Below are 25,053 nucleotides of genomic sequence, written 5' to 3' on the forward strand. Positions count from 1 at the left end.
CGCTGGGCACCGTCGCCCGACAAGCCCGACAAACTGGACATCTGACTATGGCCCGACTGTGCGTTCCCTGTACAGATGACCCGACGAACCGGAACGGTCAGTCCTGCCAGGAACCCATCCACTCGTCCCACTCGGGCCCCTCGCCGAGCGCGATGCCGGCGCGCGCCTGCTCGTGGAGCCCGCGCACGGCGAGCTCGAGGTAGCGGAGGTGGAGCGCGTCCGCGTGCGCCCGGGGGAACGGGAGCGCCGGGCGCAGGTGCAGGAGGAGCTGCATCACGTCGGCCGTCGTGAACCCCGGGGGCAGCAGACCGTCGGCCTGGTCGCGCGCGACCAGCCGCTCGAGGTTCGCGCGCAGCTCCTCGGACGCCTCGGCGAGCTCCGCCGAGATCGGGTTGCCCGCGCCCGGGGGCTGCAGGATCGGACCCGTGGCGCCGGTGATCTGCCGGGCGAGGAACGTGGCCACGGCGCCACGAGGTGCCGCATCGGAAGGCCCGCCGTCCGGGGCGGCCCCGACCTCGCGAGCAAGTCCGGCCGCCTCGGTCACAGCGTTCACGCGCAGCGCCTCGACCAGCGCCTCCTTGGTCGGGTACCGACGGTAGATCGATCCGACGCCGACGCCCGCGTGACGGGCGATCTCGGCCATCGACGCGTCGTGCCCTCGGGCGGAGAACACCTCGCGCGCCGCCGCGAGCACCGCCGAGTCGTTCGACCGGGCTTCTTCCTGCCGGCCCGGCAGGCGGCGGTCGGGGGCGCTGGGATCCGGCATGGGCCCAGTGTAGGAGGGTGATAAGGTGGAACGGAAGTTCCGTTCCGTTCCAATCACCCAGCAAGGCAGAGAGCGAGCACCACCCATGCCCCCCGCGATCACCATGACGGAGGCCGCCGCGCCGAGCACCCTCGGCGCCCCCGGAACCAGTGCGGACCGAGGAGTGCCCGGCTCCCCCGGACTGCGCCGGCCCGGCCTGTTCACGTTCGCGCTCAGCGCGGCGGTGTTCGCGTTCTCGCTCATGCAGACGCTCGTGGTGCCCGCTCTGCCGACCATCGGGCACGACCTCGGCGCGAGCAGCCTCGGTACGGGCTGGATCCTCACCGCGTTCCTGCTGGCCGGTGCCGTGTTCTCACCGGTGGTCGGCAACCTCGGTGACCGGTTCGGCCACCGCCGGGTCATGCTGACGGCGATGCTCGTCTTCGCCGCCGCGACCCTCGCCGCTGCCGCCGCGCCGAGCCTGGGCGTGCTGCTCGCGGCGCGGGTCGTGCAGGGCGTGAGCACCGCGACGTTCCCGCTCGCCCTCGCGCTCACCCGGTCCCGGCTGACCGGGCCGCGGCTCGCGGCGGCCTTCGGCTGGATCCCGGGCATGATCGGGCTCGGTGCCGGTCTCGCCCTCGTGGTCGGCGGGGTCGTCGTCGACGCCCTGTCGTGGCGGTGGATCTTCGTCATCGGCGCGGCCCTGATCCTGGTCGCGGTGGCGATGGTGGTCGTGTGGGTGCCCCGCGGCGCCGCGGCGAGCGCACCCCGGTCGACCGACTGGCCGGGCATCCTGCTGCTCGCGGGTGGTCTGGTCGGCGTGCTGCTCGCGGTCTCGCAGGGCCGGGTGTGGGGCTGGACGTCGCCGTTGACCGTCGGCGTCGGCGCGGCCGGCGTCCTCCTGCTCGTCACCCTCGTGCTCGTCGAGCTGCGCACCGCCGCTCCGGTGGTGGACGTGCGGACCTTCCGCCACGGGCCCATCGCGATCCTGAGCCTGCTGACCGTCGTCGTCGGCTTCGTCCCCTACGTCTGCTACGTGGCCCTGCCCCTGCTCATGCAGGCCCCCACGAGCACGGGCTACGGGTACGGCATGAGCGTGACCGTCTCGGCGCTGGCCCTGCTGCCGAGCGCGATCCTGGTCTTCCTGGGCGGCCGGCTCACGCCGGTTCTGGTCTCGCGGCTGAGCGGCGGCGGCACGGCCGTCGTGGCGGCGGCCGTGATGGGCATCGGCTCGGTCGTCCTGGCGCTGTGGCCGACCACGCCGTGGATCGTCATCGTGGGCTTCGCGGTCCTCGGCCTCGGCAACGGCATCGGCTATGCCATCTGCGCCCAGCTGGTCGTCACCTGGTCACCGGCGAACGAGACCGGCGCCGCCACCGGCCTGAACGGCGTCGTCCGGACGATCGGCTCGGCAGCCGCGGCACCGGTCGTGACGGCACTCCTGACGGCGGGCATGGCCTCGGCTGCGGACCCGGCGCTCGCGTACTCCCTCATCTTCTGGGTCGCAGCCGGTGCGAGCGTCGTCGGCGCGGCCGCCTCGATCGCCCTGGTCGCCAAGGCGCGTCGCGCCGGCTGAGTCGGCGGTGGGCGACGGGCTATCGGCGCGCCGCCCAGACGAGCACGCCGGACCCGTCGACCGCGTGCAGCTCGACGACCGGACCGCCAACGCGTGTCGCCAGCACGTCGCCGGCTTGCGCCGTGCCGACCTCCCAGGTGCCGTCCGGCCCCTCGTAGGTCAGCGCGGGACCCGGGCCGGCGTCGGACGGCAGCGATGCCGTGCCGCCGCCGGCCTCCAGGCACACCGACCCGTCGCGACCCGCGTACGCGCTGGCGCCGCCGGGCAACGAGGTGACCGCGCCGACGGGTGGCTCGTCGCACGCGTGCACGACGGGCCGCGCGGGGGGCGTGGTCACCGTCGCGACGACCGCCCACGCGACCAGCGCGGCGGCGAGCGCGCCGGGCACGAGCCGCCGGGCCGGCGGCATCGAGGGTCGTTGCACGACCGCCAGCACGGTCGCCGTGACGGCGAGCCCGAGCAGTCCGCCGATCGTGTTGAGCAGGAGGTCGTTGACGTCGAACGCGCGCCACGCCCACCCCACCGCGGCCGAGACCAGCAGCTGCGTCGTCTCGATCACGAGGGTCACGGCGACGCAGGCGAGCACGAGCGCCTCGTACCGCCATCGCACGACGAGCGGCAGCAGGATCCCGAACGGGATGGTCATGAGGACGTTGCGCTGCACCTCCCACCCGGCGAGCAGGTCGGGCCGCCGGAGCACGAGGTCGTAGGACGGACCCGTGCCGCGCTCGACCTGCCCGAACGGGAGGGGCAGGAACGCCGCGCCCGCGAGCGCGACCAGGTACACGACGAACGCGACGGTGGCTGCTCGGTGGAGGGCGGGGGCGCGCTGGTCGGTCACCGCACCAGGGTGTCCGTGCGGCGTGGGCCGGCGCGTCCGCCGGGAGCCGGACCGCGGGTCAGCCCAGGGTCGGACCTCGGAGCCGCTCCGCGCATTGTCGCGCCGGAGCGCCACGGCTACCGTCGCGAGATGGGCGATCGGGAACTCGTTGTCGACGGCTATCGGATCGAACCGCTCAGTCCGCTGACCTGGGATGCGTTCGCGGACCTGGCGGAACGCCACAACGGCGTGTGGGGCGGCTGCTGGTGCACGTACTTCCACCTCTACCCCGACCCCACGGAGGAGCGCCGGGAGCTCGGCCACCGCGAGTTCAAGCGACGGCTCGTCGAGGCCGGTCGCGCGCACGCGGCTCTCGTGTTCGACGGCGACGTCGCCGTGGCGTGGGCCCAGTACGGCACGGTCGACGAGCTGCAGAACATCCACCACCGCAAGGAGTGGGAGCAGGGTGTCCCGCGCAGGCCGGACTTCCGGATCACCTGCCTGTTCGTGGACCGCGACTACCGCCGCAAGGGGATGGCATCGGTCGCGGTCCGCGGAGCGCTCGCGCTGATCTCCGCTGCCGGAGGTGGCCTGGTCGAGTCGTATCCGCACGACCTGCCACCCGGTAAGAAGACCTCCGCGTCGTTCCTCTACAACGCCACGCGGACCATGTACGAGCAGCTCGGCTTCACGTTCCAGCGGCCCAAGGGCAAGGGCAACTGCGTGATGACCACCGAGGTCCCGGCGGACACGCGCGCGTCAACCTGACCGTCAGTCGTCGAGCAGCCGGCGCCGCATCGCGAAGTTCACCAGCTCCACGCCACGCAGCACCGGGTGCTGCTCTCGTTCGACGACGAACCCCTGCGCCTCGAAGAACGGCCGTGCCGTGACGCTGGCGTTCGTCGTGAGCGCGGGCGTGCCGTCCTCACGAGCCGTGTCCACCACCCAGCCGAGCAGCGCCGTGGCGACGCCCTGCCGACCGTGGTCCGGGTCGACGAAGAGCATGTCCACGTAGCCGTGCTCGTCGACGTCGGTGAAGCCCACGACTCGGCCGTCCACGCCGGCGACGCACGTGCGGCTCGCGGCGCGCCGGGCGCCCCACCGGTCCACGTCCGGGACGTCGGGCGCCCATGCCGCGATCTGCTCGGGCGAGTAGTCGCGGCTGGCGGTCCCGCGGACAGCCCTCAGGAAGACGTCGAGCGTCGCCGAAGCGTCGTCTGACGTGTACGGACGCACGATCACGTCTCGAGCCTATCCACGGGCACGACGCTGTCCGGCTCGGGACCATCGGCCCTGGCAGGCGACCGCCGCTACGCCGACAGTGCTTGCAGCCGGAGACCCCGGCCCCGTCCGGACACAGAAGAGGTGGAGACCCCACATGAATCCAGAGCTGATCCTCGTCGAGTACCACAACAGGGAACGCGAGCTCGCCATCGAGGCCGAGCACCGACTGGCGTGCGCCGCCCGCCCGCAGAGCACACGCCCGACGCCCCGCAACAGGCTCCTGCGTCGTCTGCTGACCGCAGCGACGCACTGAGCCGCCCACAGACGAGGGCCAGTCCGCCCGGGCTGGCCGTCGCTGTCCCGGAGGCCTCAGAGCGAGCGCGCGACCCCCGCACGCCAGACGGTGCGCAGCGCCAGCGTGTCGGAGATGTCGGCGGTGGGGTCGCCGTCCACCAGCAAGAGGTCCGCGCGCAGGCCGGGCGCGATCCGGCCGCGGTCGTCGAGCCCGAAGCGGCGCGCGGGCACCGAGGTGGCGGCCCGCAGCGCCTCGATCGGGGTCAGGCCGGCACGGACGAGGAGCTGCAGCTCGTGGTGCACGCTCGCGCCGTGGGCGACGCCGCCGAGGTACGGGACGGGCACGGACGCGTCCGAGCCGACGAGCAGGTCCACGCCCGCGCGGTGCAGCGCGGCGACAGAGGCGAGGACGTCGTCGAGGTTGCCCGCGGCGTAGCGGGCGATGCTCGACCTGAGGGCGGCGAGCCAGGCGGGGTCGAGGCGCGAGGAGACCCGGGGATCGTCGGCGAACGCCTCCCCGGTGAGCCCCATCATCGACGCGTCGAGGACGATGCACGGCACGACGAAGGCGTTCGCGGCGGCGAGGGCAGCGACGACCTCGGGAGTGTGCGGTCGGTCCATGAACACGTGGGTCAGCCCGTCGACGCCCGCCTGCACGGCAGACATCGTCGCGTCGACGGTCAGCGCGTGCGCGACGACGATCCGGTCGAGCCGGTGCGCTTCGGCGACGGCCGCGTCCACCGTCGCCTGGTCGAGGCACGGCAGGCCGGGGTGCCCCTCGACGGTCCCGTCGTCGATCATGACCTTGATGTAGTCCGAGCCGGCCTCGACCAGTCGCGGGATCCAGGCGACGGCCTCCTCGGGCGTCGTCACGAAGGGCATGACCGGGGCGGGTCCGTCACCACGCGGCGGGCCGCCGGGGCGCTCGCCGGCGGGGAAGAGCTCGGACGGGTGCCCTCCCGGGGGCGTGAGGGCGAAGCCCGACGAGCGGACGTCGGCCAGTCCGGGGTCAGCCCCGACTCGGCGCTGCGCGTCGCCCGTCATGGCGCCCTGCATCTCGAGCTCCGTCGTGACGCCGAACCGGAGCGCCTGGGCGAGCGCCGGCGCGGACGTGTGCACGTGCGCGTCGATGAGGCCGGGCAGGAGGGTGCCGCCGCGGGCGTCGACGACCTCGGCGTGCGACGGGACCGCGCCGCCGACGTCGACGATGCGGTCGCCCTCGAGGGTGACGGTGGTCGCGGCGAGGACCTGGTCTCCGTCGAAGACGCGGGCGTTGACGAGCGTGGTGATCACGGGAGCCTCCTGGGTAGATGCATGACGATATGCACATATGTGCTTCCATGCAACTATCGAGGTATCGTCGTGCCATGGAGAGCCACCGCGACGCCGGACCGCCGCCGGAGCAGGACGTGTGGGACGAGGACCAGCTGCTGGACGAGGTGGGGGCCGCGTTCTCCCGGCTGCGTCGACGGACCACCCAGGTCAGCGTCGACACCGCGCCCAGCCGCAAGGACCTCAGCCGCAACCTCGTCCTCAACATCGTCGACGAGGGATCCGGCGAGATGACGGTCGGCGGCGTGGCCGAGCAGCTCGGCATCGACCCCTCGGCCGCCAGCCGGGCCGTCTCCGACTGCATCGGGGCGGGGCTGCTCGAGCGTCGCGCGTCGCAGGTCGACGGCCGACGCACGGTCCTGTCGATCACGGCCGAGGGCGACGCCCTGCGCGCGCGGTTCCGGCGCCAGCAGAGGTCCGCGTTCGTGCAGATCACCGGCGACTGGTCCGACGAGGACCGCCTGACGTTCGCGCGGCTGCTCGTGCGGTACGACCGGGCGACCGCGCACCTGACCGACTAGCGCGCCCCGTCACCGGGGCGCCGACGACGGCTCGACATGCAGCAATCCGCCTGGCGGGTGAGCATGCGTGCATGCACGTCGTCCGGGTGTCCAGCGCGCTGGTCGTGCTGCTCGTCGCCGGCTGCGCGGTCGGCTCGTCGGCGACCCAGGCCGACGAGGCGCGCGCGCTCACCGACCCCGTGACGCAGGCCGCCTCGGCAGTGCAGACGTCGCTCCTGTCCGTACAGCTCCTGGGTGACGACCGGGTCACCGCCCCCGTCGCAGACACCTCGCTCCTGGACTCGATCGCCGTGCTGGCCGAGGCGGCGGACGCCGTCACGACCTTCGTGCCCGCCGACCCGACCGGGTCCGGCTGGCAGTCTGACGCCCTCGAGGCCGTGCAGGCGGCGCAGGTCGCCGTGGCCGATGCTCGGGCCTGGGCCAACGGCGCGACGGGCAGCGAGGAGGCCGCGGCCACTCGCCTGCGCGACAGCGCCCACGCGCTCGATGCGATGAGCGCGGAGCTCGAGGCGGCGGGCGGCTCGTGAAGAAGCTCCTCGGGCTCGCGCTCGGCATCCTCACCGCGATCGGCGGGTTCCTCGACATCGGGGACCTGGTGACGAACGCCGTCGTCGGGTCGCGGTTCGGCCTGTCGCTCGCGTGGGTGGTCGCCGTCGGCGTCGTCGGCATCTGCCTGTTCGCCAGCATGTCCGGGCGGGTGGCCGCGGTCAGCGGTCGCGCGACCTTCGAGATCATCCGCGAACGGCTGGGCCCGCGCGCGGCCGGGGCCAACCTGGCGGCCAGCTTCCTCATCAACCTGCTGACCCTGACCGCCGAGGTCGGCGGCATCGCGCTGGCGCTGCAGCTGGCCAGCAGCGTCGAGCCGCGCCTCTGGATCCCCGTCGCCGCCCTCGCGCTCTGGCTGGTGGTCTGGCGCACGAAGTTCTCGATCATGGAGAACGTCACCGGGCTGGTCGGGCTCACGCTCGTCGTGTTCGCGGTCGCCGTGTTCCTGCTAGGCCCCGACTGGAGCACGCTCGCCGAGCAGGCGTTCCATCCCCGCGTGCCCGCCGACGAGGGGCACGCGGTGTACTGGTACTACGCGATCGCGCTCTTCGGCGCGGCGATGACCCCGTACGAGGTGTTCTTCTTCTCCTCCGGCGCGGTCGAGGAGAAGTGGACGGTGAAGGACCTCGCGCAGTCGCGGTTGAACGTGCTGGTCGGGTTCCCGTTCGGCGGGGTGCTCTCGGTCGCCATCGCCGCGTGCGCCGCGATCGTGTTCCTGCCCGCCGGCATCGAGGTGTCGTCGCTCTCCCAGATCGTGCTGCCGGTCGCGCTCGCCGGCGGCAAGCTCGCCCTGGCCGTCGTCATCGTCGGCATCGTCGCAGCGACCTTCGGCGCCGCCCTCGAGACGTCTCTGTCCAGCGGCTACACGCTGGCCCAGTTCATGGGCTGGTCGTGGGGCAAGTTCCGCCGTCCCGCGCGGGCGGCTCGCTTCCACCTGACGATGATCGTCTGCATCCTGGTCGCCGTCGGCGTGCTCATGACCAGCGTCGACCCGATCGCGATCACCGAGTTCTCGGTGGTCTTCTCGGCGATCGCGCTGCCTCTGACGTACCTGCCGATCCTCGTCGTCGCCAACGACCCCGAGTACATGGGCACCCACGTGAACGGACGGGCCACCAACGGGTTGGCGCTCGTCTACCTGGTCATCATCGTGGCGGCATCCGTCGCTGCGATCCCCCTCATGATCGTGACGGGAGCGGGCTCATGACCCTGCCGCAGGACGAGCACCCGCCCGGCCTGGTCCTCGACGCGCGCCTGCACCTGCTCGACCGGCAGGTCCTCGACGTCGACGGCGTGCCGGTGTGCACGGTGGACGACCTCGAGGTCCGCGGCGTCGACGGGAGCGACCTGCCCGACGGCAGCCAGACAGCCGTCGTCACGTCCCTGCTGTCCGGCGCCGTGCTGGCCACGCGCATCTTCGGCGGCCGGCCGCCGTCGTCCCGGTGGCACCGGATCCGCTGGACGCACGTGGCCGACGTCGGCACGACAGTGAAGCTCGGGCTCCACGGGGCCGAGCTCGACGTCACGTGGACCGAGCGCTGGGTGCGCGACCACGTCATCGCCCGCATCCCCGGAGGCAGCCATGATCCTGGGTGACCTGCTCGACTCCCCCGTCCGCGACGCCGACGGCGTCCGCCTCGGCTACGTCGTCGACGTCCGCTTCGCGCTCGACGGCCCGGTCGACGGGCTCCTGGCGGCGCCCCGCCTGCACGGGCTCCTTGTCAGCCCTCGCACCGGCACGTCGTTCCTCGGCTACGAGCGCAACGGCGTCGACGCGCCCGCCGTCCTGGCCCGCTGGTTCGCCTGGCGGCACCGCGGCACGTTCCTGGTGCACTGGACCGACGTGCACGCGGTGACGACCGACTCCGTCGCCTTGCGGCCCGGCTTTTCCCGCTGGGCGGCCGACCTGCCGGGCGCGACGGCCCAGCGCCCGTGACCGTCCGCATCGGCACGTCCGGGTGGTCGTACGACCACTGGGACGGCGTGCTCTACCCGCACGCCATGCCCGCAGCGGAGCGGCTCGGGCGCTACGTGCAGGAGTTCGACACGGTCGAGCTCAACGCCAGCTTCTACCGGTGGCCGCGGGACGCCACGTTCGCCGGGTGGCGGCGTCGGCTCCCACCGGGCTTCGGCATGTCGGTCAAGGCGCCGCGCGGCCTGACCCACGCCAAGCGCCTGTACGCGCCCGAGGTCTGGTCCGACCGCATCGCCCGCTCCTGGCACGAGCTCGGACCGAGGCGCGAGGTCGTCCTGGTCCAGCTGCGCCCCGACCAGGAGCGTGACGACGCCCGGCTCGACTGGTTCCTGCGGTCCGTGCCCGACTGGGTCCGCGTCGCCGTCGAGCTGCGCCACCCGTCCTGGCAGGTGGACGAGGTGTTCGCGCTGCTGGAGCGTCGCGGGGCGGCCTACTGCGTGCTCAGCGGCGCCCACCTGCCGTGCATCCTGCGAGCGACGGCGCCGGTCGTCTACGTCCGGATGCACGGCCCCGACCACGACCACCTCTACGCCGGCTCGTACTCCGACGACGACCTGCGCTGGTGGGCCGACCGAGTCCGCGAGTGGTCCGGCACCGGGCGCGACGTGCTCGTGTACTTCAACAACGACGGAGGCGGCAACGCGGTCCGCAACGCCCGCACGCTGAAGGGGATCCTCGGCGCCTGACCGGCGCTCTGCCCGCCGCTGTCGGAGGCCGCTCGTAGCCTGGAGCGATGGATCAGGACCGCACGTATCCGCAGGGTGTCACCTCGTGGGTGGACATCGAGCAGCGTGACGTGGAGGGCGCGAAGGCGTTCTACCGCGCCGTCCTCGGCTGGACGTTCCGCGACGCCACGCCGCCGGGCACGCCGTCGCGCTACGTGATCGCGCAGGTCGGCGGTCGTGACGCCGCGGGCATCGGCGGCCCTGCCGACCCGTCCGACCAGGGTCCCGACGACCCGTCGTGGCACACGTACGTGGCGGTCGACGACGTGCAGGCCGCGCTCGAGCGCGTCACCGCGGCGGGCGGCACGGTGACAACCGGCCCGACCGTCGCCGGCGAGGGCGGGACGTGGGCGGCCGTCACCGACGAGCAGGGTGCGGCGATCCGGCTGTGGCAGGCGAAGCGTCGGCCCGGCGCCCAGGTCGTCAACGTGCCCGGCGCCTGGAACTTCAGCGACCTGCACACCAGCGACCCGGCGTCGGCGGTCCGCACGTACTCCCGGGCCTTCGGGTGGGACGTCGTCGACGTGGGGTTCGGCACCCTGATCCGGGTGCCCGGCTACGGCGACCACCTGGCCGCGACGGTCGACCCCGGCATCCACGAACGGCAGGCCGGCGTCGCGGCTCCCCCGGGGTTCGCCGACGCGATCGGCTGGGTGGTGCCCGTCCGGGACGGCGAGGACCCGCACTGGCACGTGTCGTTCACGGTCGCCGATCGGGACCGGACCGCCCAGCTCGCGGGCGACAGCGGCGGGGAGGTCCTCGCGACCGAGGAGACCGGCTGGACCCGCACGGCGCTCATCCGGGACCCGCAGGGCGCCGAGTTCACCGCCAGCCAGTTCACGCCGCTGGCCTGACGAGCCAGAGCCCTGGTGGACCGGCACTAGGGTCGGTCGATGGCGTTCGACGTCTCCCCGGAGGCCTACGGGCGGTTCATGGGCCGGTACTCCGAGCCGCTCGCGGTCCAGTTCGCCGCGAGCCTCGACATCGTGCCCGGCAGCCGCGCGCTCGACGTCGGCTGCGGTCCGGGAGCCCTGACCGCACAGCTGGTCGCCCTCCTCGGGGTCGACGCGGTCGTGGGCGTCGAGCCGTCGGAGTCGTTCGTCGTGGCCGCCCGGGCCCGGCTGCCCGGCGTGCGGGTGCTGGTCGGCGCGGCCGAGTCGCTGCCGCTGCCCGACGACGCCGTCGACCTCACGGTCGCGCAGCTGGTCGTCCACTTCCTCGCCGACCCGGTGGCGGGCCTCCGGGAGATGGCTCGGGTGACCCGGCCCGGTGGTGTCGTCGCCGCCAGCGTGTGGGACCACGCCGGCAGCAGCGGCCCGTTGGAGCCGTTCTGGCGCGCGGTGCGTGACGTCGACCCGTCGGCACCGGGCGAGTCGGCGCTCCCGGGCACGCGGGAGGGACAGCTCGCGGAGTTCCTCCGTGCGGCCGGCCTCGAGGACGTCGAGCCGTGGACCGAGACGGTCCGCTCCCGCTACGGGACGTTCGACGAGTGGTGGGAGACGTTCACGCTCGGGGTCGGACCCGCGGGCGACTACGTCGCCGGCCTGGGCGACGCCGAGCGGGAGGCGGTGCGTGCGCGGAGCGCACAGCTGATGCCGACCGGGGCGTTCGAGATCAGCGCCGTCGCGTGGTGCGTGCGCGGGACCGTTCGCTGACCGACCGGCTCAGCGGGCGTCGTCGACTGACCCCGACCGCCGTGCCCGGTAGGCGGCGACGTGCGCGCGGTTCGCGCAGCCGTTGACGTCGCAGAACCGGCGCGAGCGGTTGCGGGACAGGTCGACCAGGACGGCCTCGCAGTCGTCGGCCTCGCAGGTCTGCAGGCGGTCGTACTCGTTGCTGCGGACCACGTCGACCATCGCCATGGCGGTCTCGACGAGCATCACCGTGCCCAGCGGCGCGTCCGGCACGGTCCCGTGCAGGTGCCAGTCCAGGCTGTCGTGCCGGGCGAGGTACGGCACAGCTCCCCCGCTCCCGAGCATCCCGTTGAGCACGCCGGCCGCGGTGTCCCGGTCGACGTCCCACAGCCCGGCGATCCGGCCGCGCGCGTCGCGGACCGCGTCCAGCTCGGCCGCGTCGCCGTCGTGCCGGGCCGTGTAGCCCCACCGGGCGTAGAACTCGGACACGTCGTCGGTCGTCGCCATGGCGTCGTGCCCGTCCCGGCGGCGAGCGGTGTTGACCAGCTCGACGGCCGCGGCGATGTTCATCTCGGTGTCAGGTGCGAAAACCACTTTGACTCCTGTCGGCGGGCGGCGCTACTGTCACGAGTCTAGGGGGATTTCACTCATGACATCCCTGTTCACGGCGGGAGGGCGGCGATGTCCAACCGCGCGCCCGGCATCGTCGCAGGCCTGGTCGCCGCCGTCGCCTTCGCCACCAGCGGCCCGGTCGTCAAGCCGCTCCTGGTCGCCGGGTGGTCGCCGGGCTCCGCGATCCTCGTCCGGCTGTCGGTCGCCGCGCTGCTGCTGGCCGGTCCGGCCGCCTGGGCCCTGCGCGGCCGGTGGTACGTGCTGCGCGACGAGTGGCGCACGGTGCTCGGCTTCGGGGTGCTCGGAGTCGCGACCGCGTCGACCATGTACTACCTCGCGGTCGACCGGCTCCCCGTGGCCGTCGCGCTGCTCATCGAGTACACCGGACCGTTGCTGCTCGTCGCGTGGCGGTGGGCCCGCCAGGGCCAGGCCCCGACGCGGGCCACGCTCGCCGGCGCCGCGCTGGCCACAGGAGGGCTGGTCCTCGTGCTCGACCTCACCGGGAAGCTCGAGCTCGACCCGGTCGGGCTCGCCTTCGCGCTGGTCTCCGCCGTGGGGAACGCCGCGTACTTCGCGCTCAGCGGCCGCCGGACCGATCTCCCGCCGATCAGCCTGGCGGGCGCGGGCATGGCCGTCGGCGCGCTGACCGTCGCCGTCGTCGCCGCGGTCGGCGTGCTCCCCCTGGCCGCCCCCGACGTGCGCGTCGACCTGCTCGGTGCGCACGTGCACTGGATAGTCCCGCTGCTGATCGTCGCCACCGTGCCGACCGCCTTCGCCTACGGCGTCAGCGCACTGTCCGTCCGCCTGCTCGGCGAGCGGCTCGCGTCGTTCCTCGCCCTGTCCGAGGTGCTCGTCGCCGTGCTGCTCGCCTGGGCCCTGGTCGGCGAGGTGCCCGGCGCGGTGCAGCTGGCGGGGATGGTGCTCGTCGTCGCCGGGATCGCCCTGGTCCGGCGCGGGACGGACGTCCCCGAGGTCGTCGTCGTCGCCCCGCCGGCGCGAGCCGCCGTCGACGTCCGCGCCTAAGGGCCCGATCGCCTCCAACCATTGCGCTCCCGGCGGCACCCGGAGCATTGTCGACGGAGCGCCGCAGCGCCGCGGTGCGGGAGGGTCCACGGTGATCCAGATGCGTCGGCCGGTGTTCGTCGTCCTGCTCGCGTTCCTGCTGTCCGCTCTCACGGTGACGGCAGCGCCACCCGCGTCGGCGGCCGTGATCACCGGCTTCAGCGACACGCTGGTGGCCACCGTCATCTCCCCGACCGCGCTCGCGTTCACGGCGGACGGCCGGATGCTCATCACGGACAAGGGCGGCCGGCTCCGGGTGCGGACCGCCGCCGGCGCGCTGCTCGCGGCGTCGGCCCTCGACATCAACTCGCGCATCTGCATCGGCTCCGAGCGAGGACTGCTGGGCGTCGCCGTCGACCCCGACCCGACCACCAAGGCGATCTACCTCTTCTACACGGCCCGCGGCACCGACGCGACGTGCCCGACGAGCACCACGGGCAACCCCGCCGGCGCACCCCGGAACCGGGTGTCGCGGTTCGTCCTCGGCGACAACAACGTGGTCGACCCCGCGAGCGAGACCGTCCTCCTGGACGGCATCTACACGCCGGCGGGCAACCACAACGCCGGGGACCTGCACGTCGGCAAGGACGGCTACCTGTACGTCTCCACCGGCGACGGCGGCTGCGACTACGCGGGCAACAGCGGCTGCGGCGGCGAGAACGACGCCACCCGGGACCGCAACATCCTCAACGGCAAGATCCTGCGGGTCGTCCGGACCACGGGCGCCCCGGCTCCCGGCAACCCCTTCCTCGGTGCGGGGTCCGCCAGCTGCCGGCTCGCCCCCGCGGCGGCCGGGTCCATCTGCCAGGAGACCTTCGCGTGGGGTCTGCGCAACCCGTTCCGGTTCGCCTTCGACCCGGACGCGGCCGGCACGGTGTTCAACATCAACGACGTGGGCCAGAACGTGTGGGAGGAGATCGACCGGGGCGCCGGCGGGGCGGACTACGGCTGGAACGTCCGCGAGGGGCACTGCGCGCAGACCGGCGTCGCGACCGACTGCGGCGCGGCCACGCCCGCCGGCATGACCGACCCGATCTTCGACTACGGCCGCGACGCCGGGTGCGGCTCCATCACCGGAGGCGCCTTCGTACCCAACGGCGTCTGGCCCGCCGCCTACGACACCGGCTACGTGTTCGGCGACTACGTCTGCGGCAAGATCATGATGCTCAACGGAGGCACCAGCACCGACCTGGCGACCGGCCTGGGTGGAGCGGTGCACCTGGAGTTCGGCCCCTACGGGAGCACCCAGGCGCTGTACTACACGACCTTCCTCAACGGCGGGGAGGTCCACCGGATCGCCTACACCGGGACGGCGAACCGCACGCCTGTCGCGGCCCTGACCGCGTCGCCCTCGAGCGGCGCGGCCCCCCTGACGACGACGCTGAGCGGGACCGGCAGCAGCGACCCGGACGGCGACGCGCTCACGTACCTGTGGACCTTCGGCGACGGCTCCCCGGGCGCGACGACCAGCACCCCGACCGTCTCGCACACCTACACCGCCGGCACGTGGACGGCCGGCCTGCAGGTGCGCGACCCGGGTGGAGCCCTGTCCGCGCTGGTCAACGTCACGATCAGCTCGGGCAACACCGCGCCGACGCCCACGATCACGTCGCCGGCCGCGGGAGCGACGTTCACGGTCGGCGGCAGCTACCAGCTGACCGGCTCCGCCACGGACGCGCAGGACGGCTCGCTGGCGCCGGCGCGGCTCAGCTGGACCGTGGTGCGGGTGCACGACCAGCACACGCACCCGTTCCTCGGGCCGGTCACGGGGACCGGCATCGCCTTCACCGGACCGGGGCCGGAGGACCTGGCGGCCGCCGCGAACAGCTTCCTCCGGGTGAGCCTGACCGCGACCGACTCCGGCGGGGTCTCGACGACCGTGACCCGCGACTTCCTGCCCGCCAAGGTGGCCGTCACGCTCGACACGCTGCCGACCGGCCGGCAGCTGTCCGTGAACGGGCAGACCGTCACCGGGCCCACCACCGTCACCTCGTGGGCCGGGTTCGCGCTGCAGCTCGCGGCGCCGACCCAGACGGACGCGGCGGGACGGGTCTACGGCTTCAACCGCTGGTCCGACGGCTCGTCGTCGGCAACCCGCACCTGGACCACCCCGACCGTCCCGACGACGCTCACCGCGACGCTGGGGCTGCGCGGCCTGCAGGGCACGTACTTCAACAACCAGGACTTCACCGGCGCCACGGTGAACCGGCTCGACCCGACCATCGGCTTCAGCTGGGCGACCGCATCGCCCATCGCCGGCATCGGGGCGGACACGTTCTCCGTCCGGTGGACCGGCGCCGTCATCCCGCGGTACTCGCAGACGTACACGTTCTCGACGACGTCCGACGACGGCGTGCGCCTGTGGGTCAACGGGACCCGCGTGATCGACCAGTGGAACGCGCACTCCAGCCGGGTGGACAGCGGCACCGTCGCGCTCACCGCCGGCGTCCCGGTGCCCATCGTGCTCGAGTACTTCGAGGGCACGGGCAACGCGGTCGCGCAGCTGCGCTGGTCGAGCTCGTCCCAGGCGCAGGAGCTGGTCCCGACCGACCGGATGCGCCCGTACTACGCCGTGAACATGCAGCCGGCCGGCCGGCCGGTGCCCGCGGGGTACGCGCCCGACACGGGTGCCGTGCTCGCCCAGCGGGCGTCCGGCCTGACGTACGGCTGGAACGCCGACACCTCGGTAGCGACCCGCGACCGCGACTCGGCCGTCTCCCCTGACCAGCGGTACGACACGTTCACGTTCATGCAGATCGCCCCGAACACCGACGCGCGCTGGGAGCTCGCCCTGCCCAACGGCACCTACAGCGTGCGGCTGGTGGCGGGCGACCCGACCTCGTTCGGCACCATCCGGATGGCCGCCGAGGGCGTGCTCGTCGCGAGCGGCACGACCAGCGCGGCGAAGCCCTGGATCGACGCGAGCGCTCCGGTCACCGTCACCGACGGACGGCTGACCATCTCCAACGCGGCCGGCGCCTCCGGCAACAGGCTCGCGTTCCTCGAGGTCCGCCTGCTGTAGGGCCCGCTACGCGGCGATCCCGTAGGCGCTGTGCCCGCGTCGCGCGACCACGGCGCCGTCCCGGACCACCTGGTCCGCGGCGACGAGCGCCCGCGGCTCGATCACGACCGACTCCCCCACGCGGGCACCCGAACCGATCCGGGCCCGCGCACCCACGCGCGTCCCCCGGCCGAGGTGGGCGTTGCGGTCCACGACCGCGCCGGCGCCGAGCACGACGTCGACGTCCACCCAGCTGCCGGGTCCCACCCGTGCGCCGTCGTGCACCACGGCACCCGCCTCGACGTAGGACGTCTCGGCCAGCCAGGCGCGCTCGTGGACCCGGGCGGCCGGCGAGACCAGCCCGCCGCCGTTCGGGTGCCGTCCGTAGCGGACGATCTCGCCGCGGTCGTCCTCGAACTCCACCTGGCCGGTTCTCCGTCGCGTCATGGTGCTCCTCACCGTCTGCTCATCCTGGTTCTCGGATGACATAACGAACGAGGGGTCGCCGGGATTCCAGGCCGGTCAGGCCCCCGGGAGCACCACGCCGAACCCGCGGCGGGCGAGGGTGATCAGGACGGGTCCGGGGGCCACGAGGTCCCGCACGCGGTCGGCGCACAGGGCCTCCAGCTCGGCCAGCACCTCCGCGTACCGCCCCTCCCGCCGAGCCCGGTCCAGCACCGCCGCGTTGCGCCAGACCTTGCCGCGGGCCTCGGCCAGGAACCGCCGGCTCGCCGCCCGGTTCGCCGGCCGCAGGAGCCGGTCGAGCAGCGTGACCCGGGACACCGCCCCGAGCTCGTCGTCCTCCGCGCCGACCCGCGCCTGGAGCACGGTGTCGAGGTGGAGGTGGTCGGCGGCTCGGCTGCGGACGAGCTCGGGGTCGTCGAAGTCCGACGCGCTGATCACGGCGACCAGGGCCTGCGGGAGGTCGTAGTTGATGTGCGCGTTGAGCCCTAACAGCACGTGGCGCAGCGGCGGGAGGTCCGGCGGGGCACCGAAGGCCACCGTCCACGGACCCGAGACGGCCAGCCCGGCCCGGTCGGCCGCGAGCGCGTCGAGGTAGAGCTCCGCGAACACCAGGTCCCAGCGGGTGACCCACGCGGCGTCGGCGAACCCGCCGGCGTCGATCTCGGCGGCCACCGCCTCCGTCGTGCGCAGGTACGTGGCGTGAAACCAGCGCCGCACGTCGTCGCCGAGCAGTTCGAGCTCGGCGCGCATGCGCTCGAGCAGCGGGTCCAGCCCGGCCTCCGTCACCGCGAGCGCCGTTCCATCCGCGCGTACAGGGCCACGGTGAGCGCCGTGAGGCCGACGAAACCGACGACGACCAGCCAGGTGAGCGGACGGGCCGGGTCCAGCTCGGCGCGCGCTCGCACGCCGGCCACCAGCAGGAGCACCAGCATCACCAGGGCGACCTGCACGGGGATCCGGGCGCTGCTCCAGCGCCGCTCGCGGAACGCGCCGATCCCCGCCGAGCCCAGGCAGAAGACGGCGCCCATCACCCGCGCGGTCAGCGGCGTCAGGGGCCACGGCCAGATCGTCACGGCCGCCGCGGGGACGACGAACAGGAACAGGCCGGTGACCAGTGCGAGCGCGCCCACGGCGCCGATCGCGCCGGCGGCCGGACCCGGCAGGAGCAGGTCGGTCTGCGAGGCCGGGGCGTCGTGGAGCCGGTTGCGCCACCACACCCAGGCGATGAGGAACGGCGTCGTGAGATAGAGCAGGACCCACAGCCAGAACGCGACGTGGTCGTGGCTGAACGTGTCCCAGTGCAGCACCGTCGCGACGCCCATGAGCGTGGCGAACAGCCCGACCGGTGGGAAGCCGGCCTTGATCGTGTGCCATCGCGACGCCCGCGCGGCGCGGACGAAGAAGTACGCGCCGCCCACGTACGCGGAGCCCAGGACCATGGCCGTCAGGGACGACGCGATCGTCCACGCGAAGAGCCGGTCGGTGTCACCGGGCCACGGGTACAGCACGGCCCAGGCCAGGAGCAGGAACGGGACGATGATCGCGGACACCACTCGCGTGGCGCGCAGGACGCGGTCGTCCGGCGTCGTCGTGCGCAGGACCTCGGCCGCCACCCAGACCTCCGGGCCGGACGGCGTGGGCGGCCTTGTGGGCGTCCGTCGGCTCGCGTCCCGACCCGGTCCCGCGGGCGCTTCGCAGTCTCGTCCCCCACGCAGGGGCCGTCAACGGCCAGACTGCGGACCATGATCGAACGGGTGCTGCCCGACGGGGTCGAGGCGGCCGAGCACGCCGGTCCCCCGCTGCCCGCGCCCCTGTTCCCGGCGGAGGAGCCGGGCGTCGCGAACGCCGTCCCCGCCCGCCGGGCCGAGTACGCGGCCGTCCGCGACTGCGCCCGCACGGCCCTGCGGCGGCTCGGCCTCGACGACGTCGCGGTGCCGGCCGGGCAAGATCGCGCACCCGTCTGGCCCGACGGCATCGTCGGCAGCATGACGCACTGCGACGGCTACCGCGCTGCCGCCGTCGCGACGTCCCGCACCTGGCGGGGCATCGGTATCGACGCCGAGACCCGGGCCCCGCTGCCGCCCGAGGTCCTCGACCTCGTGCTGAACCCCGCGGAGCGCGCGGCCCTCGAGCGCACGGACCCCGCCCTGTGCCTGGACCGGGTCGTGTTCTCCGCCAAGGAGTCCGTCTACAAGGTCTGGTACCCGCTGACACGCTCATGGCTGGGGTTCGAGGACGTGGACGTCCGGCTCGGCGACGGCACGTTCGTCGCCCACCTCGTGCCCTCGGGGCTGGGCACGCGCGTGCTGCACGGCCGGTGGGCGGCCGGCTCGGACCTCGTCGTCACCGCGGTCGCGCTGCCCCGGCCCGGCTAGAACGCGACCGTCCAGCCCTCCCGGTGCGCGTCCGCACCCGTGTACGCCACGCCGTCGACCTTCAGGCCCGCCGGGTCGAGGACGCTCACCAGCCCTCCGCCGTTGCCCAGCTGCACCGGAGGCGCCAGCGGCACCCGGGCCGCCTCCCCCGGCCCGAGCACGGGCCCCGTCAGGACGATCCGGTGCTTCGCCGCGTCGGCGACCGCCCACCCCGACAGGTCGATGGGCGCCGCCGTGACGTTGACCAGCGTGACGGTCTCCTGCTCCGGCGCCGCCCCGGGCCCGTTGACCATCGACGCGACCACCCGGACCCGGCGATCGGTGATGACCGGCTCGGTGTCCCCCGGGAGCACGAGCGACTCGAGCGCGTGGCCGGTGGCGTCGTCGGTGTGCCAGGCCTGCGACTGGAACGCCAGGAACACGGCCACCCACTGGTCGGCGCCGGCATGGTGGATCAGCAGCGCGCCGTCCTGCCACGGCCCGTCGTCGTCCTCGAACCGTCCGCCGTTGCCCTGGTTCATGTGGATGTCGTGCACGCCGGCGCCCGGCAGGAACCCGAACGCCTTGTCGGGCTTGTCCGTCTCGGGTCCCCACGGCTCCCCGAACAGGTACATCCGCGACTGCGGGTCGCGGATCGCCCGCCCGACGTGGTGGTCGAGGGCGTCGGCGAGGTCGTTGTCGGCGTCGGGCAGGTCGGGCGGCAGCAGGCGCATCGCCGCACGGTCGAACAGGTTGCCCCGGATGAAGTCGATGCCGCCGCCGTCGGGTCCGGGCGCGATCGGCGACCAGCCGCTGGGCCGCGCCGCAAGCCCGGCGGTGACCGGGTGGTGGAAGTCCTCCGAGACGAACGTGAGCAGCTCGGACGGCGTCTGCTGGGACTTGACGTTGATCGAGGCGCGGTAGTGCACCCCCGCGTCGTCGGCGAGGTGCACCTGGAAGTGCGGGGTGTCGGGGTCGGGCTCCCGCACGCTCGCGAGGGCTCGGCCGGCGAGGACCCCGTAGGCCTTGAGGGGCATGGCGGTCTCCGGTTCGGTGGATGGGTCAGGCGAGCAGGGCGCGGACCGCCTCGGGCAGGTCCGCGGAGTCGGGGGCGAGCACGACGCCCGGGACAGAGCCCTCCAGGACGACGATCCGGTCCTGGAGGAAGCGCATCTGGGCGTCGGTCAGGTCCCTGACCAGCGTCGACGTGGGCACGCCGGCCGCGGCCGCGACCGAGCTCGCGTACGAGACGGGGTCGTTGCCGTCGCTCGCGGGGGCGTACTTCTGGAACGCCGCCGTGATCGACAGGTCCCGGTATCCCCCGCCGCGCAGGAACGCCGCGATCGCGTCGTAGCCCGCCTGGTACGTGGGGAAGATGAGGAACTGGTGCCAGTTGAACTTGTCGCGGTACTGGCCGTAGTCGGTGCCCCCGGCGACGCCCGTGAGGTTGCCGGGGTTGTTGTTCAGCCACGCCTGCGAGCCCTCGCGGCTGCGCATCTGCGGACGCCCCCGACGGATCTCCCCGCCGGCGTGCACCACAAAGTTGAAGATCTCCTCGCCGTGCCCCTGGTAGTCCGTCGCGGAGGCCGAGCCGGGGAACCAGGCCTGCCGGGGGATGTCCTGCGCGGTCGACACCTGGCCGTTCCAGTACCAGACGTGGTCGCCGGGCCCCAGCTTCCCCGACGGCGTCGTGCCGGCCGTCGCGCCGAGCTTGATCCACAGCGCCTGCACGGTGTCCCCGAACCCCGCGTCCCCGAGCCCGGCCCACCCGCCGGCGATCGGCTGCGGGTACCCCGCGTCCACGGCGTCTCCGGCCACGTCGTAGCGCACGTAGGAGTCGCCCCTGAAGAAGTAGACCTTGCCGTTGTTCCACACGACCGCCGCGTCGAGCCCGTCGGCGAACCCGGCGTCGGCCAGGCCGGTCCAGCTGTCGGCGATCGAGCGCGGGTAGCCGTCGTCGGCGCGGTCGGCCGCGATGTCGTAGCGCAGGTAGGAGTCGCCCCGGAAGAAGTACGCCTTGCCGTTCCCCCAGTTGACCGACGCGTCGAGCGACTCGGCGAACCCCGCGTCGGCCAGCCCCGGCCACTGCTCGCCGATGCTGCGCACCGGGCCGTCCACGGCGTTGCTCACCTGGTCGACGCGCACGTACCCGTCGCCCTTGAACAGGTAGACGCGGCCGGTGCCGAGGTCGAGGGCGGTGTCGAGGTCCGTGTCGAACCCGACGTCCGTCAGACCGGACCACCCCGCGCCGATCGCCCGCGGGTAGCCGGCGTCGGCCGCCTTCGCGTCCACGTCGAACCGGACGTACTGGCCGCCCCGGAACACGTACGCCTTCGTCATGCTGTCCCCCCTGCCTTCTTCCACGTCAACGTCACCTTGAAGTTCGCCGCCGAGCTCGCGCCCGCGACGAACGCCCCGACCTCGGCGCTCATCTGGATGCCGAACTCGACCTCGATCTCGTCGGGGGTGTCGACCGGGGAGCGCAGCTGCGCCAGCATCGAGCGGACGGCCGGCTGCACGCGGGCCAGCGCGTCGTCGAAGGACTGCTGGACGCGTTGCACGACCTGCGAGTCGCCCAGGCCACGGGTGACCATGCCGGGCACCCCGGCGTCGTCGTCCACCTGCACCACCACGTCGGCCCCGTCGGCCGTGCTGAACGTCACCAGTCGCGTCATCGTCGTCTCCTCACGAGCCCGGTCGCAGCGTGATCGTCGCGCCGAACGCGCCGCTGTTGCCCTCGAGCCCGATGTCGTTCACGCCGAGGAACACCTCACCGTCGGTGGTGCAGACGTACGTCGTCCCGGTGCCGACGAAGAAGGGCTGCTGGGGGTCGACGTGGCCGATCAACCCGGCGGTCGGTGCATCGGGCAGCCCGACGACGTTGTACGCGTGGTAGGCGGGGTTCGTGAGGCCCTCCGGCCCCACCTGCCCGCTGGCCGACTGCTCGTGCATGATCGTGCCGCCGCCGACGATGTCCAGCGTGTCGCCCGTCAGGCACGCCAGCCCCATGTCCGTCCACTGCTGCGTCGCCGGCACCTCGTGCTGCACGGTCACGGTCTCGCGCACCGGCACTGCCGGGGTCGAGGCCTGCGCCGTGGTCGAGGTGGACGGCTGGTCGGTCGTGCCGGTGTCGCCGTTCGGCAGCAGGGCCAGGACCGTCGCGATGCCGCCGGAGGCGACGAACGCCGCGATGCCGCCGCCGATGAGGCCGCGGTGCGTGCGCTTCTTCGGCTCGGGGTCGACCGCGTCCGGGAGTACCGGCGGAGGTGGGGGCGGCGGGGGCGGCGGCGGAGGCGGGGGCGGTGTCGGCACCGCGGTCGCGTCGATCTCGAACAGCCGCGTGTCGCCGCCGCGGACGTAGAGGACGGGCGTGACCCACTCGAGCGTGCCGCGACCCGTGCCCAGGATCCCGATGCGCCCGCTGCGGACCGCCTCGTCGACGCTGCGCCCCTGCGCGATCGCCATGTAGAACGACCGCGCGAACGCGACCGCTGCGACGTCGCTGACGGCGAACTGCATGGCGGCGACCGCGTGGATCCCGCTGCGCACCAGGGCCGCCGCGGTCCCGGAGAACGGGTCGACCGCCCCGACCGCTCCCGACTGGCACGAGTTGAGCACGACGAGCTGCGGGGTCACCTCGGCCTCGTCGAGCAGGTCCGCGAGGCTGCTGGCCTCGACGTAGTCCGCGCGGCCGTCCTTGCCGACGAAGGCGAGCACCCCCTCGTCGGTCTCGGCGTCGTACCCGCCGTGGCCGATGAAGTGCAGCACGTGCCAGCGCCCCTGCAGCAGCGCCGCGTGCACGCCGTCCCAGGACACGTCATCGAGCCACGTGAGCTCGACCCGGCCGGACGCGACGTGGGGCCCCAGCGCCTCCTCGAGCCGCTGCCGCTCGTCGTCGACCTCGAGCCGCGCGAGCCCGGAGGGCGACGACACCATGCCCAGGATGCGCAGCGGCGGCTGGAGCAGGAGCGTGTCCGGCTTGAACGACGACGGCGCCGGCACGTGCCGGACCAACGGCTCCTTGCGGCAGACGTACGCGCCGGCCTCCGGGTCGAACAGCGTCTCCCACGGCACGCCCGCCAGCCCGGGAGCGGTCAGCCGCAGGAGCACCTGCAGGTCGTTCCCGCGCTCGCGGGCCACCCCGAGGCTGGCGCGGTACGCACCGCCGACGCCGCCGGCGAAGACGGACTCGAACAGCTGCGTACCCATCGCGCGCAGGGGCGCCTCCTTGTCCCCCACGACCCGCCGGGCGGCCACGGCCGACGCGAGCACGGTCGCCTCGAGCAGCGGCAGGCCGGCCAGCAGGGCGGGGACGTCCAGCGTCATCGTGCCCTGCGGCTCGCCGCCCGACACCGAGCGCAGCACCTGGACCGAGTAGGTCCCGGCCTCGGGTCCCTGCTCGATCTCCAGCTCGATGACGTCGTCCACGGCATGCCCCCGTGCCGGTCGGTCGCGCCTGACAGCACGCCCGGTTCGCGGCTTTTGTCCAGCCCGTCCTCGACGCTACGCCCGGGACCTCGGGGGGTCTACGACATTGGCCAGAGTTCCCCCGCTCCCCGACCGGCGTCGGGACCGGTCTACTCGCCGGTAACCCGCGCCGGAACGGCCCTCCGCGAACCCCGGCCGCACGCCTGTGACCTGCGCTTTTACCGGGGTCTGTCCGCTGGCTGGACGGATCGCCCCGCGAGCCTCACACTTGCGCCTGCCCCCTCTGATGGTCCGGCCGCCGATGGCCGGGAAAGGACCCCCGGCCGTGCTGCGCACCGTGACTTCGCACCTGTCTCTCGACGTGCGCAACCCGCTCGAGATCCTGCTCTCCGTGGCCGTCGCCGACGGCGCCTACGACCGCTCCGAGATCTTCTCGGTGAGGCACGAGGACGGCCCCCTGGACGTCGCCGAGATCAAGATGGCGCACGGCGGCCGGATGCACCGCGTGCTGGCCCCCGCGGGCCGCCTGGTCGTCGACTACCAGGCCACCATCACCGGTCAGGCGGACCTGCCGGCCATCGAGGACGTCGACCTGGTCGAGTACCTGCGGCCCAGCCGCTACGCCGACTCGGACCGCCTCCTGGCCTTCGCCCGCGACCAGTTCCGGACCCTCGAGGGCGCCGAGCTGCTCGACGCCGTGGTCGCCTGGGTGACCGGCCACGTCACGTACCTCTCGGGCTCCAGCCTGCCGACGGACGGCGCCACCGACACGCTACTCAAGCGCCGCGGCGTCTGCCGGGACTTCGCCCACCTGGTGGTCGCCCTCCTGCGCGCCAAGGATGTCCCGGCCCGCCTCGTCTCGGTCTACGCGCCCGGGCTCAAGCCGATGGACTTCCACGCGGTCGCCGAGGCGTACGTCGACGGCGCCTGGCACGTGGTCGACGCGACCCGGCTGGCCCCGCGCGAGTCGCTGGTGCGGATCGCCACCGGCCGCGACGCCACCGACACCGCGTTCCTGTCCTACTACGGCGGGCAGCTGTCCATCCGGGCCATGACCGTCACCGCCGCCGTGCACGCGGTGCTCCCGGCCGACGACGGCACGGGGCTCGTCCCGCTGCGCTGAGCCGGGTCAGACCGACAGGCCGACCAGGGCGCCGACGCCGAACGTCACGGCCATTGCGACCGAGCCGCCCAGCACGTTGCGCAGGACCGACCGGCGCGGCTCGGCGTCGCTGAACCGGGCCGCGACGAGCCCGGTCACCACGAGCGCGAGCAGGACGGCGGCGAACGTGGCCGGGACGCGGGCGGCGCCCCAGGGTGCCAGCACCACGAGCAGCGGCATCAGCCCGCCGACGAGGAACGACGCGAACGACGCGATCGCCGCGTGCCAGGGGTTGGTCACCTGCTCCGGGTCGTCCGAGACGACGAGGGTCGGCAGGACCCGGCCGCGGCGCAGTGCCGCCCGCTCCGCGTCCCGCTGGCTGCTCACCGACACGTACTCACCGGCGGCCATCGACAGGGCTCCCGCGACGAGGGCGGCGATCCCGGCGACCGCGATGGTGCCCACCGCCGTGGCCGCACCCGCGACGCCGAGCACCGTGGCCGCCACCGACACGATCCCGTCGTTGGCGCCGAGCACCCCCGCACGCAACCAGTTCAGGCTCGCGAGCGTGGGCGCCGGACGTTCGACCGTGGTCGTCATACCGCCACGCTAGGCCGCGTCCGCGATCCTGTCACCG

General features: G+C 73.6%; 28 protein-coding genes. 15 read left to right on the plus strand and 13 right to left on the minus strand.

All coding sequences use genetic code 11. The annotated features are described in order from the left end of the window. Window positions 1-97: 97 nt before the first annotated feature. Window positions 98-766: a TetR/AcrR family transcriptional regulator gene (locus tag AC1DWH_RS03685; RefSeq protein ID WP_477092515.1), complete on the minus strand. Its 669-nt coding sequence runs from the start codon at window positions 764-766 to the stop codon at window positions 98-100. 85 nt (window positions 767-851) lie between these two features. Between AC1DWH_RS03685 and AC1DWH_RS03690 the strand changes: the two genes are divergently transcribed. Next, window positions 852-2,321 carry an MFS transporter gene (locus AC1DWH_RS03690; RefSeq protein ID WP_477092516.1) on the plus strand — a complete coding sequence of 490 codons (1,470 nt, stop codon included), beginning with the start codon at window positions 852-854 and terminating at the stop codon, window positions 2,319-2,321. Window positions 2,322-2,340: 19 nt separating this feature from the next. Here the strand turns inward: AC1DWH_RS03690 and AC1DWH_RS03695 are convergent, their stop codons facing one another. After that, window positions 2,341-3,162: a VanZ family protein gene (locus AC1DWH_RS03695; protein ID WP_477092517.1), complete on the minus strand. Its 822-nt coding sequence runs from the start codon at window positions 3,160-3,162 to the stop codon at window positions 2,341-2,343. Between the two features lie 129 nt (window positions 3,163-3,291). Here AC1DWH_RS03695 and AC1DWH_RS03700 point away from each other — a divergent pair, with 129 nt between their 5' ends. Then, window positions 3,292-3,909 carry a GNAT family N-acetyltransferase gene (locus AC1DWH_RS03700; RefSeq protein ID WP_477092518.1) on the plus strand — a complete coding sequence of 206 codons (618 nt, stop codon included), beginning with the start codon at window positions 3,292-3,294 and terminating at the stop codon, window positions 3,907-3,909. Between the two features lie 3 nt (window positions 3,910-3,912). Here the strand turns inward: AC1DWH_RS03700 and AC1DWH_RS03705 are convergent, their stop codons facing one another. Beyond that, window positions 3,913-4,383: a GNAT family N-acetyltransferase gene (locus tag AC1DWH_RS03705; protein WP_477092519.1), complete on the minus strand. Its 471-nt coding sequence runs from the start codon at window positions 4,381-4,383 to the stop codon at window positions 3,913-3,915. Window positions 4,384-4,519: 136 nt separating this feature from the next. Between AC1DWH_RS03705 and AC1DWH_RS03710 the strand changes: the two genes are divergently transcribed. Further along, entirely contained in the window at window positions 4,520-4,678 is a 159-nt protein-coding gene (locus tag AC1DWH_RS03710; protein ID WP_456846314.1) for a hypothetical protein, read from the plus strand. A 56-nt stretch (window positions 4,679-4,734) separates the two neighbouring features. On the opposite strand, the gene AC1DWH_RS03715 is transcribed toward AC1DWH_RS03710, so the two are convergent. Beyond that, window positions 4,735-5,952: an amidohydrolase family protein gene (locus tag AC1DWH_RS03715; protein WP_477092520.1), complete on the minus strand. Its 1,218-nt coding sequence runs from the start codon at window positions 5,950-5,952 to the stop codon at window positions 4,735-4,737. Between the two features lie 74 nt (window positions 5,953-6,026). Here AC1DWH_RS03715 and AC1DWH_RS03720 point away from each other — a divergent pair, with 74 nt between their 5' ends. From AC1DWH_RS03720 to AC1DWH_RS03755, 8 genes are all read left to right on the plus strand, one after another. Continuing rightward, the gene (locus tag AC1DWH_RS03720) at window positions 6,027-6,512 is read left to right on the plus strand and encodes a MarR family winged helix-turn-helix transcriptional regulator (RefSeq protein WP_477092521.1); all 486 of its coding nucleotides are present in this window, start codon (window positions 6,027-6,029) and stop codon (window positions 6,510-6,512) included. A gap of 71 nt (window positions 6,513-6,583) precedes the next feature. After that, window positions 6,584-7,039: a hypothetical protein gene (locus AC1DWH_RS03725; RefSeq protein WP_477092522.1), complete on the plus strand. Its 456-nt coding sequence runs from the start codon at window positions 6,584-6,586 to the stop codon at window positions 7,037-7,039. Continuing rightward, a complete protein-coding gene (locus AC1DWH_RS03730; RefSeq protein ID WP_477092523.1) occupies window positions 7,036-8,265 on the plus strand; it encodes an NRAMP family divalent metal transporter in 1,230 nt (409 codons plus the stop codon). Before AC1DWH_RS03725 ends, AC1DWH_RS03730 begins: the two co-directional genes overlap by 4 nt. Beyond that, window positions 8,262-8,654, plus strand: coding sequence for a hypothetical protein (locus AC1DWH_RS03735; RefSeq protein ID WP_477092524.1), 393 nt, complete (start codon window positions 8,262-8,264; stop codon window positions 8,652-8,654). The genes AC1DWH_RS03730 and AC1DWH_RS03735 overlap by 4 nt, the downstream gene beginning before the upstream one ends. Beyond that, on the plus strand, window positions 8,641-8,994 hold the full coding sequence (locus AC1DWH_RS03740; protein ID WP_477092525.1) for a PRC-barrel domain-containing protein: 354 nt from the start codon (window positions 8,641-8,643) through the stop codon (window positions 8,992-8,994). Before AC1DWH_RS03735 ends, AC1DWH_RS03740 begins: the two co-directional genes overlap by 14 nt. Further along, window positions 8,991-9,719: a DUF72 domain-containing protein gene (locus AC1DWH_RS03745; protein WP_477092526.1), complete on the plus strand. Its 729-nt coding sequence runs from the start codon at window positions 8,991-8,993 to the stop codon at window positions 9,717-9,719. Before AC1DWH_RS03740 ends, AC1DWH_RS03745 begins: the two co-directional genes overlap by 4 nt. Window positions 9,720-9,766: 47 nt before the next feature. Continuing rightward, window positions 9,767-10,612: a VOC family protein gene (locus AC1DWH_RS03750; protein ID WP_477092527.1), complete on the plus strand. Its 846-nt coding sequence runs from the start codon at window positions 9,767-9,769 to the stop codon at window positions 10,610-10,612. 39 nt (window positions 10,613-10,651) lie between these two features. Beyond that, on the plus strand, window positions 10,652-11,413 hold the full coding sequence (locus AC1DWH_RS03755; RefSeq protein WP_477092528.1) for a class I SAM-dependent methyltransferase: 762 nt from the start codon (window positions 10,652-10,654) through the stop codon (window positions 11,411-11,413). A 9-nt stretch (window positions 11,414-11,422) separates the two neighbouring features. On the opposite strand, the gene AC1DWH_RS03760 is transcribed toward AC1DWH_RS03755, so the two are convergent. Then, a complete protein-coding gene (locus AC1DWH_RS03760) occupies window positions 11,423-11,986 on the minus strand; it encodes a CGNR zinc finger domain-containing protein (protein WP_477092529.1) in 564 nt (187 codons plus the stop codon). 87 nt (window positions 11,987-12,073) lie between these two features. Here AC1DWH_RS03760 and AC1DWH_RS03765 point away from each other — a divergent pair, with 87 nt between their 5' ends. Both AC1DWH_RS03765 and AC1DWH_RS03770 read left to right on the plus strand, forming a co-directional pair. Then, window positions 12,074-13,027, plus strand: coding sequence for an EamA family transporter (locus AC1DWH_RS03765; protein ID WP_477092530.1), 954 nt, complete (start codon window positions 12,074-12,076; stop codon window positions 13,025-13,027). 100 nt (window positions 13,028-13,127) lie between these two features. Further along, a complete protein-coding gene (locus AC1DWH_RS03770) occupies window positions 13,128-16,088 on the plus strand; it encodes a PA14 domain-containing protein (protein WP_477092531.1) in 2,961 nt (986 codons plus the stop codon). A gap of 6 nt (window positions 16,089-16,094) precedes the next feature. On the opposite strand, the gene AC1DWH_RS03775 is transcribed toward AC1DWH_RS03770, so the two are convergent. The 3 genes from AC1DWH_RS03775 to AC1DWH_RS03785 form a co-directional block, all read right to left on the minus strand. Continuing rightward, complete coding sequence (locus tag AC1DWH_RS03775) at window positions 16,095-16,514, minus strand: transferase (protein ID WP_456846980.1); 420 nt, start codon at window positions 16,512-16,514, stop codon at window positions 16,095-16,097. 75 nt (window positions 16,515-16,589) lie between these two features. Further along, window positions 16,590-17,318, minus strand: a complete 729-nt coding sequence (locus AC1DWH_RS03780) for a DUF5995 family protein (RefSeq protein WP_477092532.1) — start codon at window positions 17,316-17,318, stop codon at window positions 16,590-16,592. Further along, window positions 17,315-18,145, minus strand: coding sequence for a hypothetical protein (locus tag AC1DWH_RS03785; RefSeq protein ID WP_477092533.1), 831 nt, complete (start codon window positions 18,143-18,145; stop codon window positions 17,315-17,317). Before AC1DWH_RS03785 ends, AC1DWH_RS03780 begins: the two co-directional genes overlap by 4 nt. Window positions 18,146-18,274: 129 nt before the next feature. On the opposite strand from AC1DWH_RS03785, the gene AC1DWH_RS03790 reads away from it, so the two are divergent. Beyond that, window positions 18,275-18,907, plus strand: coding sequence for a 4'-phosphopantetheinyl transferase family protein (locus tag AC1DWH_RS03790; RefSeq protein WP_477092534.1), 633 nt, complete (start codon window positions 18,275-18,277; stop codon window positions 18,905-18,907). On the opposite strand, the gene AC1DWH_RS03795 is transcribed toward AC1DWH_RS03790, so the two are convergent. Genes AC1DWH_RS03795 through AC1DWH_RS03810 form a run of 4 tightly spaced genes read right to left on the minus strand, consistent with a single transcriptional unit; the run spans window position 18,904 to window position 23,314 of the window. Continuing rightward, window positions 18,904-19,923 carry a DUF2278 family protein gene (locus AC1DWH_RS03795; RefSeq protein WP_477092535.1) on the minus strand — a complete coding sequence of 340 codons (1,020 nt, stop codon included), beginning with the start codon at window positions 19,921-19,923 and terminating at the stop codon, window positions 18,904-18,906. The genes AC1DWH_RS03790 and AC1DWH_RS03795 overlap by 4 nt on opposite strands. A 25-nt stretch (window positions 19,924-19,948) precedes the next feature. Continuing rightward, the gene (locus AC1DWH_RS03800; protein ID WP_477092536.1) at window positions 19,949-21,226 is read right to left on the minus strand and encodes a hemopexin repeat-containing protein; all 1,278 of its coding nucleotides are present in this window, start codon (window positions 21,224-21,226) and stop codon (window positions 19,949-19,951) included. Further along, a complete protein-coding gene (locus tag AC1DWH_RS03805) occupies window positions 21,223-21,561 on the minus strand; it encodes a CU044_2847 family protein (RefSeq protein WP_456846974.1) in 339 nt (112 codons plus the stop codon). The genes AC1DWH_RS03800 and AC1DWH_RS03805 overlap by 4 nt, the downstream gene beginning before the upstream one ends. Before the next feature lie 10 nt (window positions 21,562-21,571). Continuing rightward, on the minus strand, window positions 21,572-23,314 hold the full coding sequence (locus AC1DWH_RS03810; protein WP_477092537.1) for a CHAT domain-containing protein: 1,743 nt from the start codon (window positions 23,312-23,314) through the stop codon (window positions 21,572-21,574). A 325-nt stretch (window positions 23,315-23,639) separates the two neighbouring features. Between AC1DWH_RS03810 and AC1DWH_RS03815 the strand changes: the two genes are divergently transcribed. After that, window positions 23,640-24,437 (plus strand): transglutaminase-like domain-containing protein, encoded by a 798-nt coding sequence (locus AC1DWH_RS03815; RefSeq protein WP_456845472.1) that lies wholly within the window; start codon window positions 23,640-23,642, stop codon window positions 24,435-24,437. A gap of 6 nt (window positions 24,438-24,443) precedes the next feature. On the opposite strand, the gene AC1DWH_RS03820 is transcribed toward AC1DWH_RS03815, so the two are convergent. Continuing rightward, a complete protein-coding gene (locus AC1DWH_RS03820; protein WP_456845473.1) occupies window positions 24,444-25,016 on the minus strand; it encodes a VIT1/CCC1 transporter family protein in 573 nt (190 codons plus the stop codon). Window positions 25,017-25,053: the final 37 nt, after the last annotated feature.

This window comes from Cellulomonas sp. P2_F12, assembly GCF_056403775.1.

Excerpts from the sequence above, each read along its gene's own strand:
- AC1DWH_RS03740 (WP_477092525.1), top strand. The coding sequence starts at position 8,641 with ATGATCCTGGGTGACCTGCTCGACTCCCCCGTCCGCGACGCCGACGGC.
- AC1DWH_RS03775 (WP_456846980.1), bottom strand. The coding sequence starts at position 16,514 with ATGACGCGACGGAGAACCGGCCAGGTGGAGTTCGAGGACGACCGCGGC.
- AC1DWH_RS03750 (WP_477092527.1), top strand. The coding sequence starts at position 9,767 with ATGGATCAGGACCGCACGTATCCGCAGGGTGTCACCTCGTGGGTGGAC.
- AC1DWH_RS03720 (WP_477092521.1), top strand. The coding sequence starts at position 6,027 with ATGGAGAGCCACCGCGACGCCGGACCGCCGCCGGAGCAGGACGTGTGG.
- AC1DWH_RS03685 (WP_477092515.1), bottom strand. The coding sequence starts at position 766 with ATGCCGGATCCCAGCGCCCCCGACCGCCGCCTGCCGGGCCGGCAGGAA.
- AC1DWH_RS03755 (WP_477092528.1), top strand. The coding sequence starts at position 10,652 with ATGGCGTTCGACGTCTCCCCGGAGGCCTACGGGCGGTTCATGGGCCGG.
- AC1DWH_RS03700 (WP_477092518.1), top strand. The coding sequence starts at position 3,292 with ATGGGCGATCGGGAACTCGTTGTCGACGGCTATCGGATCGAACCGCTC.
- AC1DWH_RS03800 (WP_477092536.1), bottom strand. The coding sequence starts at position 21,226 with ATGACGAAGGCGTACGTGTTCCGGGGCGGCCAGTACGTCCGGTTCGAC.
- AC1DWH_RS03765 (WP_477092530.1), top strand. The coding sequence starts at position 12,074 with ATGTCCAACCGCGCGCCCGGCATCGTCGCAGGCCTGGTCGCCGCCGTC.
- AC1DWH_RS03690 (WP_477092516.1), top strand. The coding sequence starts at position 852 with ATGCCCCCCGCGATCACCATGACGGAGGCCGCCGCGCCGAGCACCCTC.
- AC1DWH_RS03805 (WP_456846974.1), bottom strand. The coding sequence starts at position 21,561 with ATGACGCGACTGGTGACGTTCAGCACGGCCGACGGGGCCGACGTGGTG.
- AC1DWH_RS03770 (WP_477092531.1), top strand. The coding sequence starts at position 13,128 with ATGCGTCGGCCGGTGTTCGTCGTCCTGCTCGCGTTCCTGCTGTCCGCT.
- AC1DWH_RS03790 (WP_477092534.1), top strand. The coding sequence starts at position 18,275 with ATGATCGAACGGGTGCTGCCCGACGGGGTCGAGGCGGCCGAGCACGCC.
- AC1DWH_RS03725 (WP_477092522.1), top strand. The coding sequence starts at position 6,584 with ATGCACGTCGTCCGGGTGTCCAGCGCGCTGGTCGTGCTGCTCGTCGCC.
- AC1DWH_RS03735 (WP_477092524.1), top strand. The coding sequence starts at position 8,262 with ATGACCCTGCCGCAGGACGAGCACCCGCCCGGCCTGGTCCTCGACGCG.
- AC1DWH_RS03795 (WP_477092535.1), bottom strand. The coding sequence starts at position 19,923 with ATGCCCCTCAAGGCCTACGGGGTCCTCGCCGGCCGAGCCCTCGCGAGC.
- AC1DWH_RS03710 (WP_456846314.1), top strand. The coding sequence starts at position 4,520 with ATGAATCCAGAGCTGATCCTCGTCGAGTACCACAACAGGGAACGCGAG.
- AC1DWH_RS03820 (WP_456845473.1), bottom strand. The coding sequence starts at position 25,016 with ATGACGACCACGGTCGAACGTCCGGCGCCCACGCTCGCGAGCCTGAAC.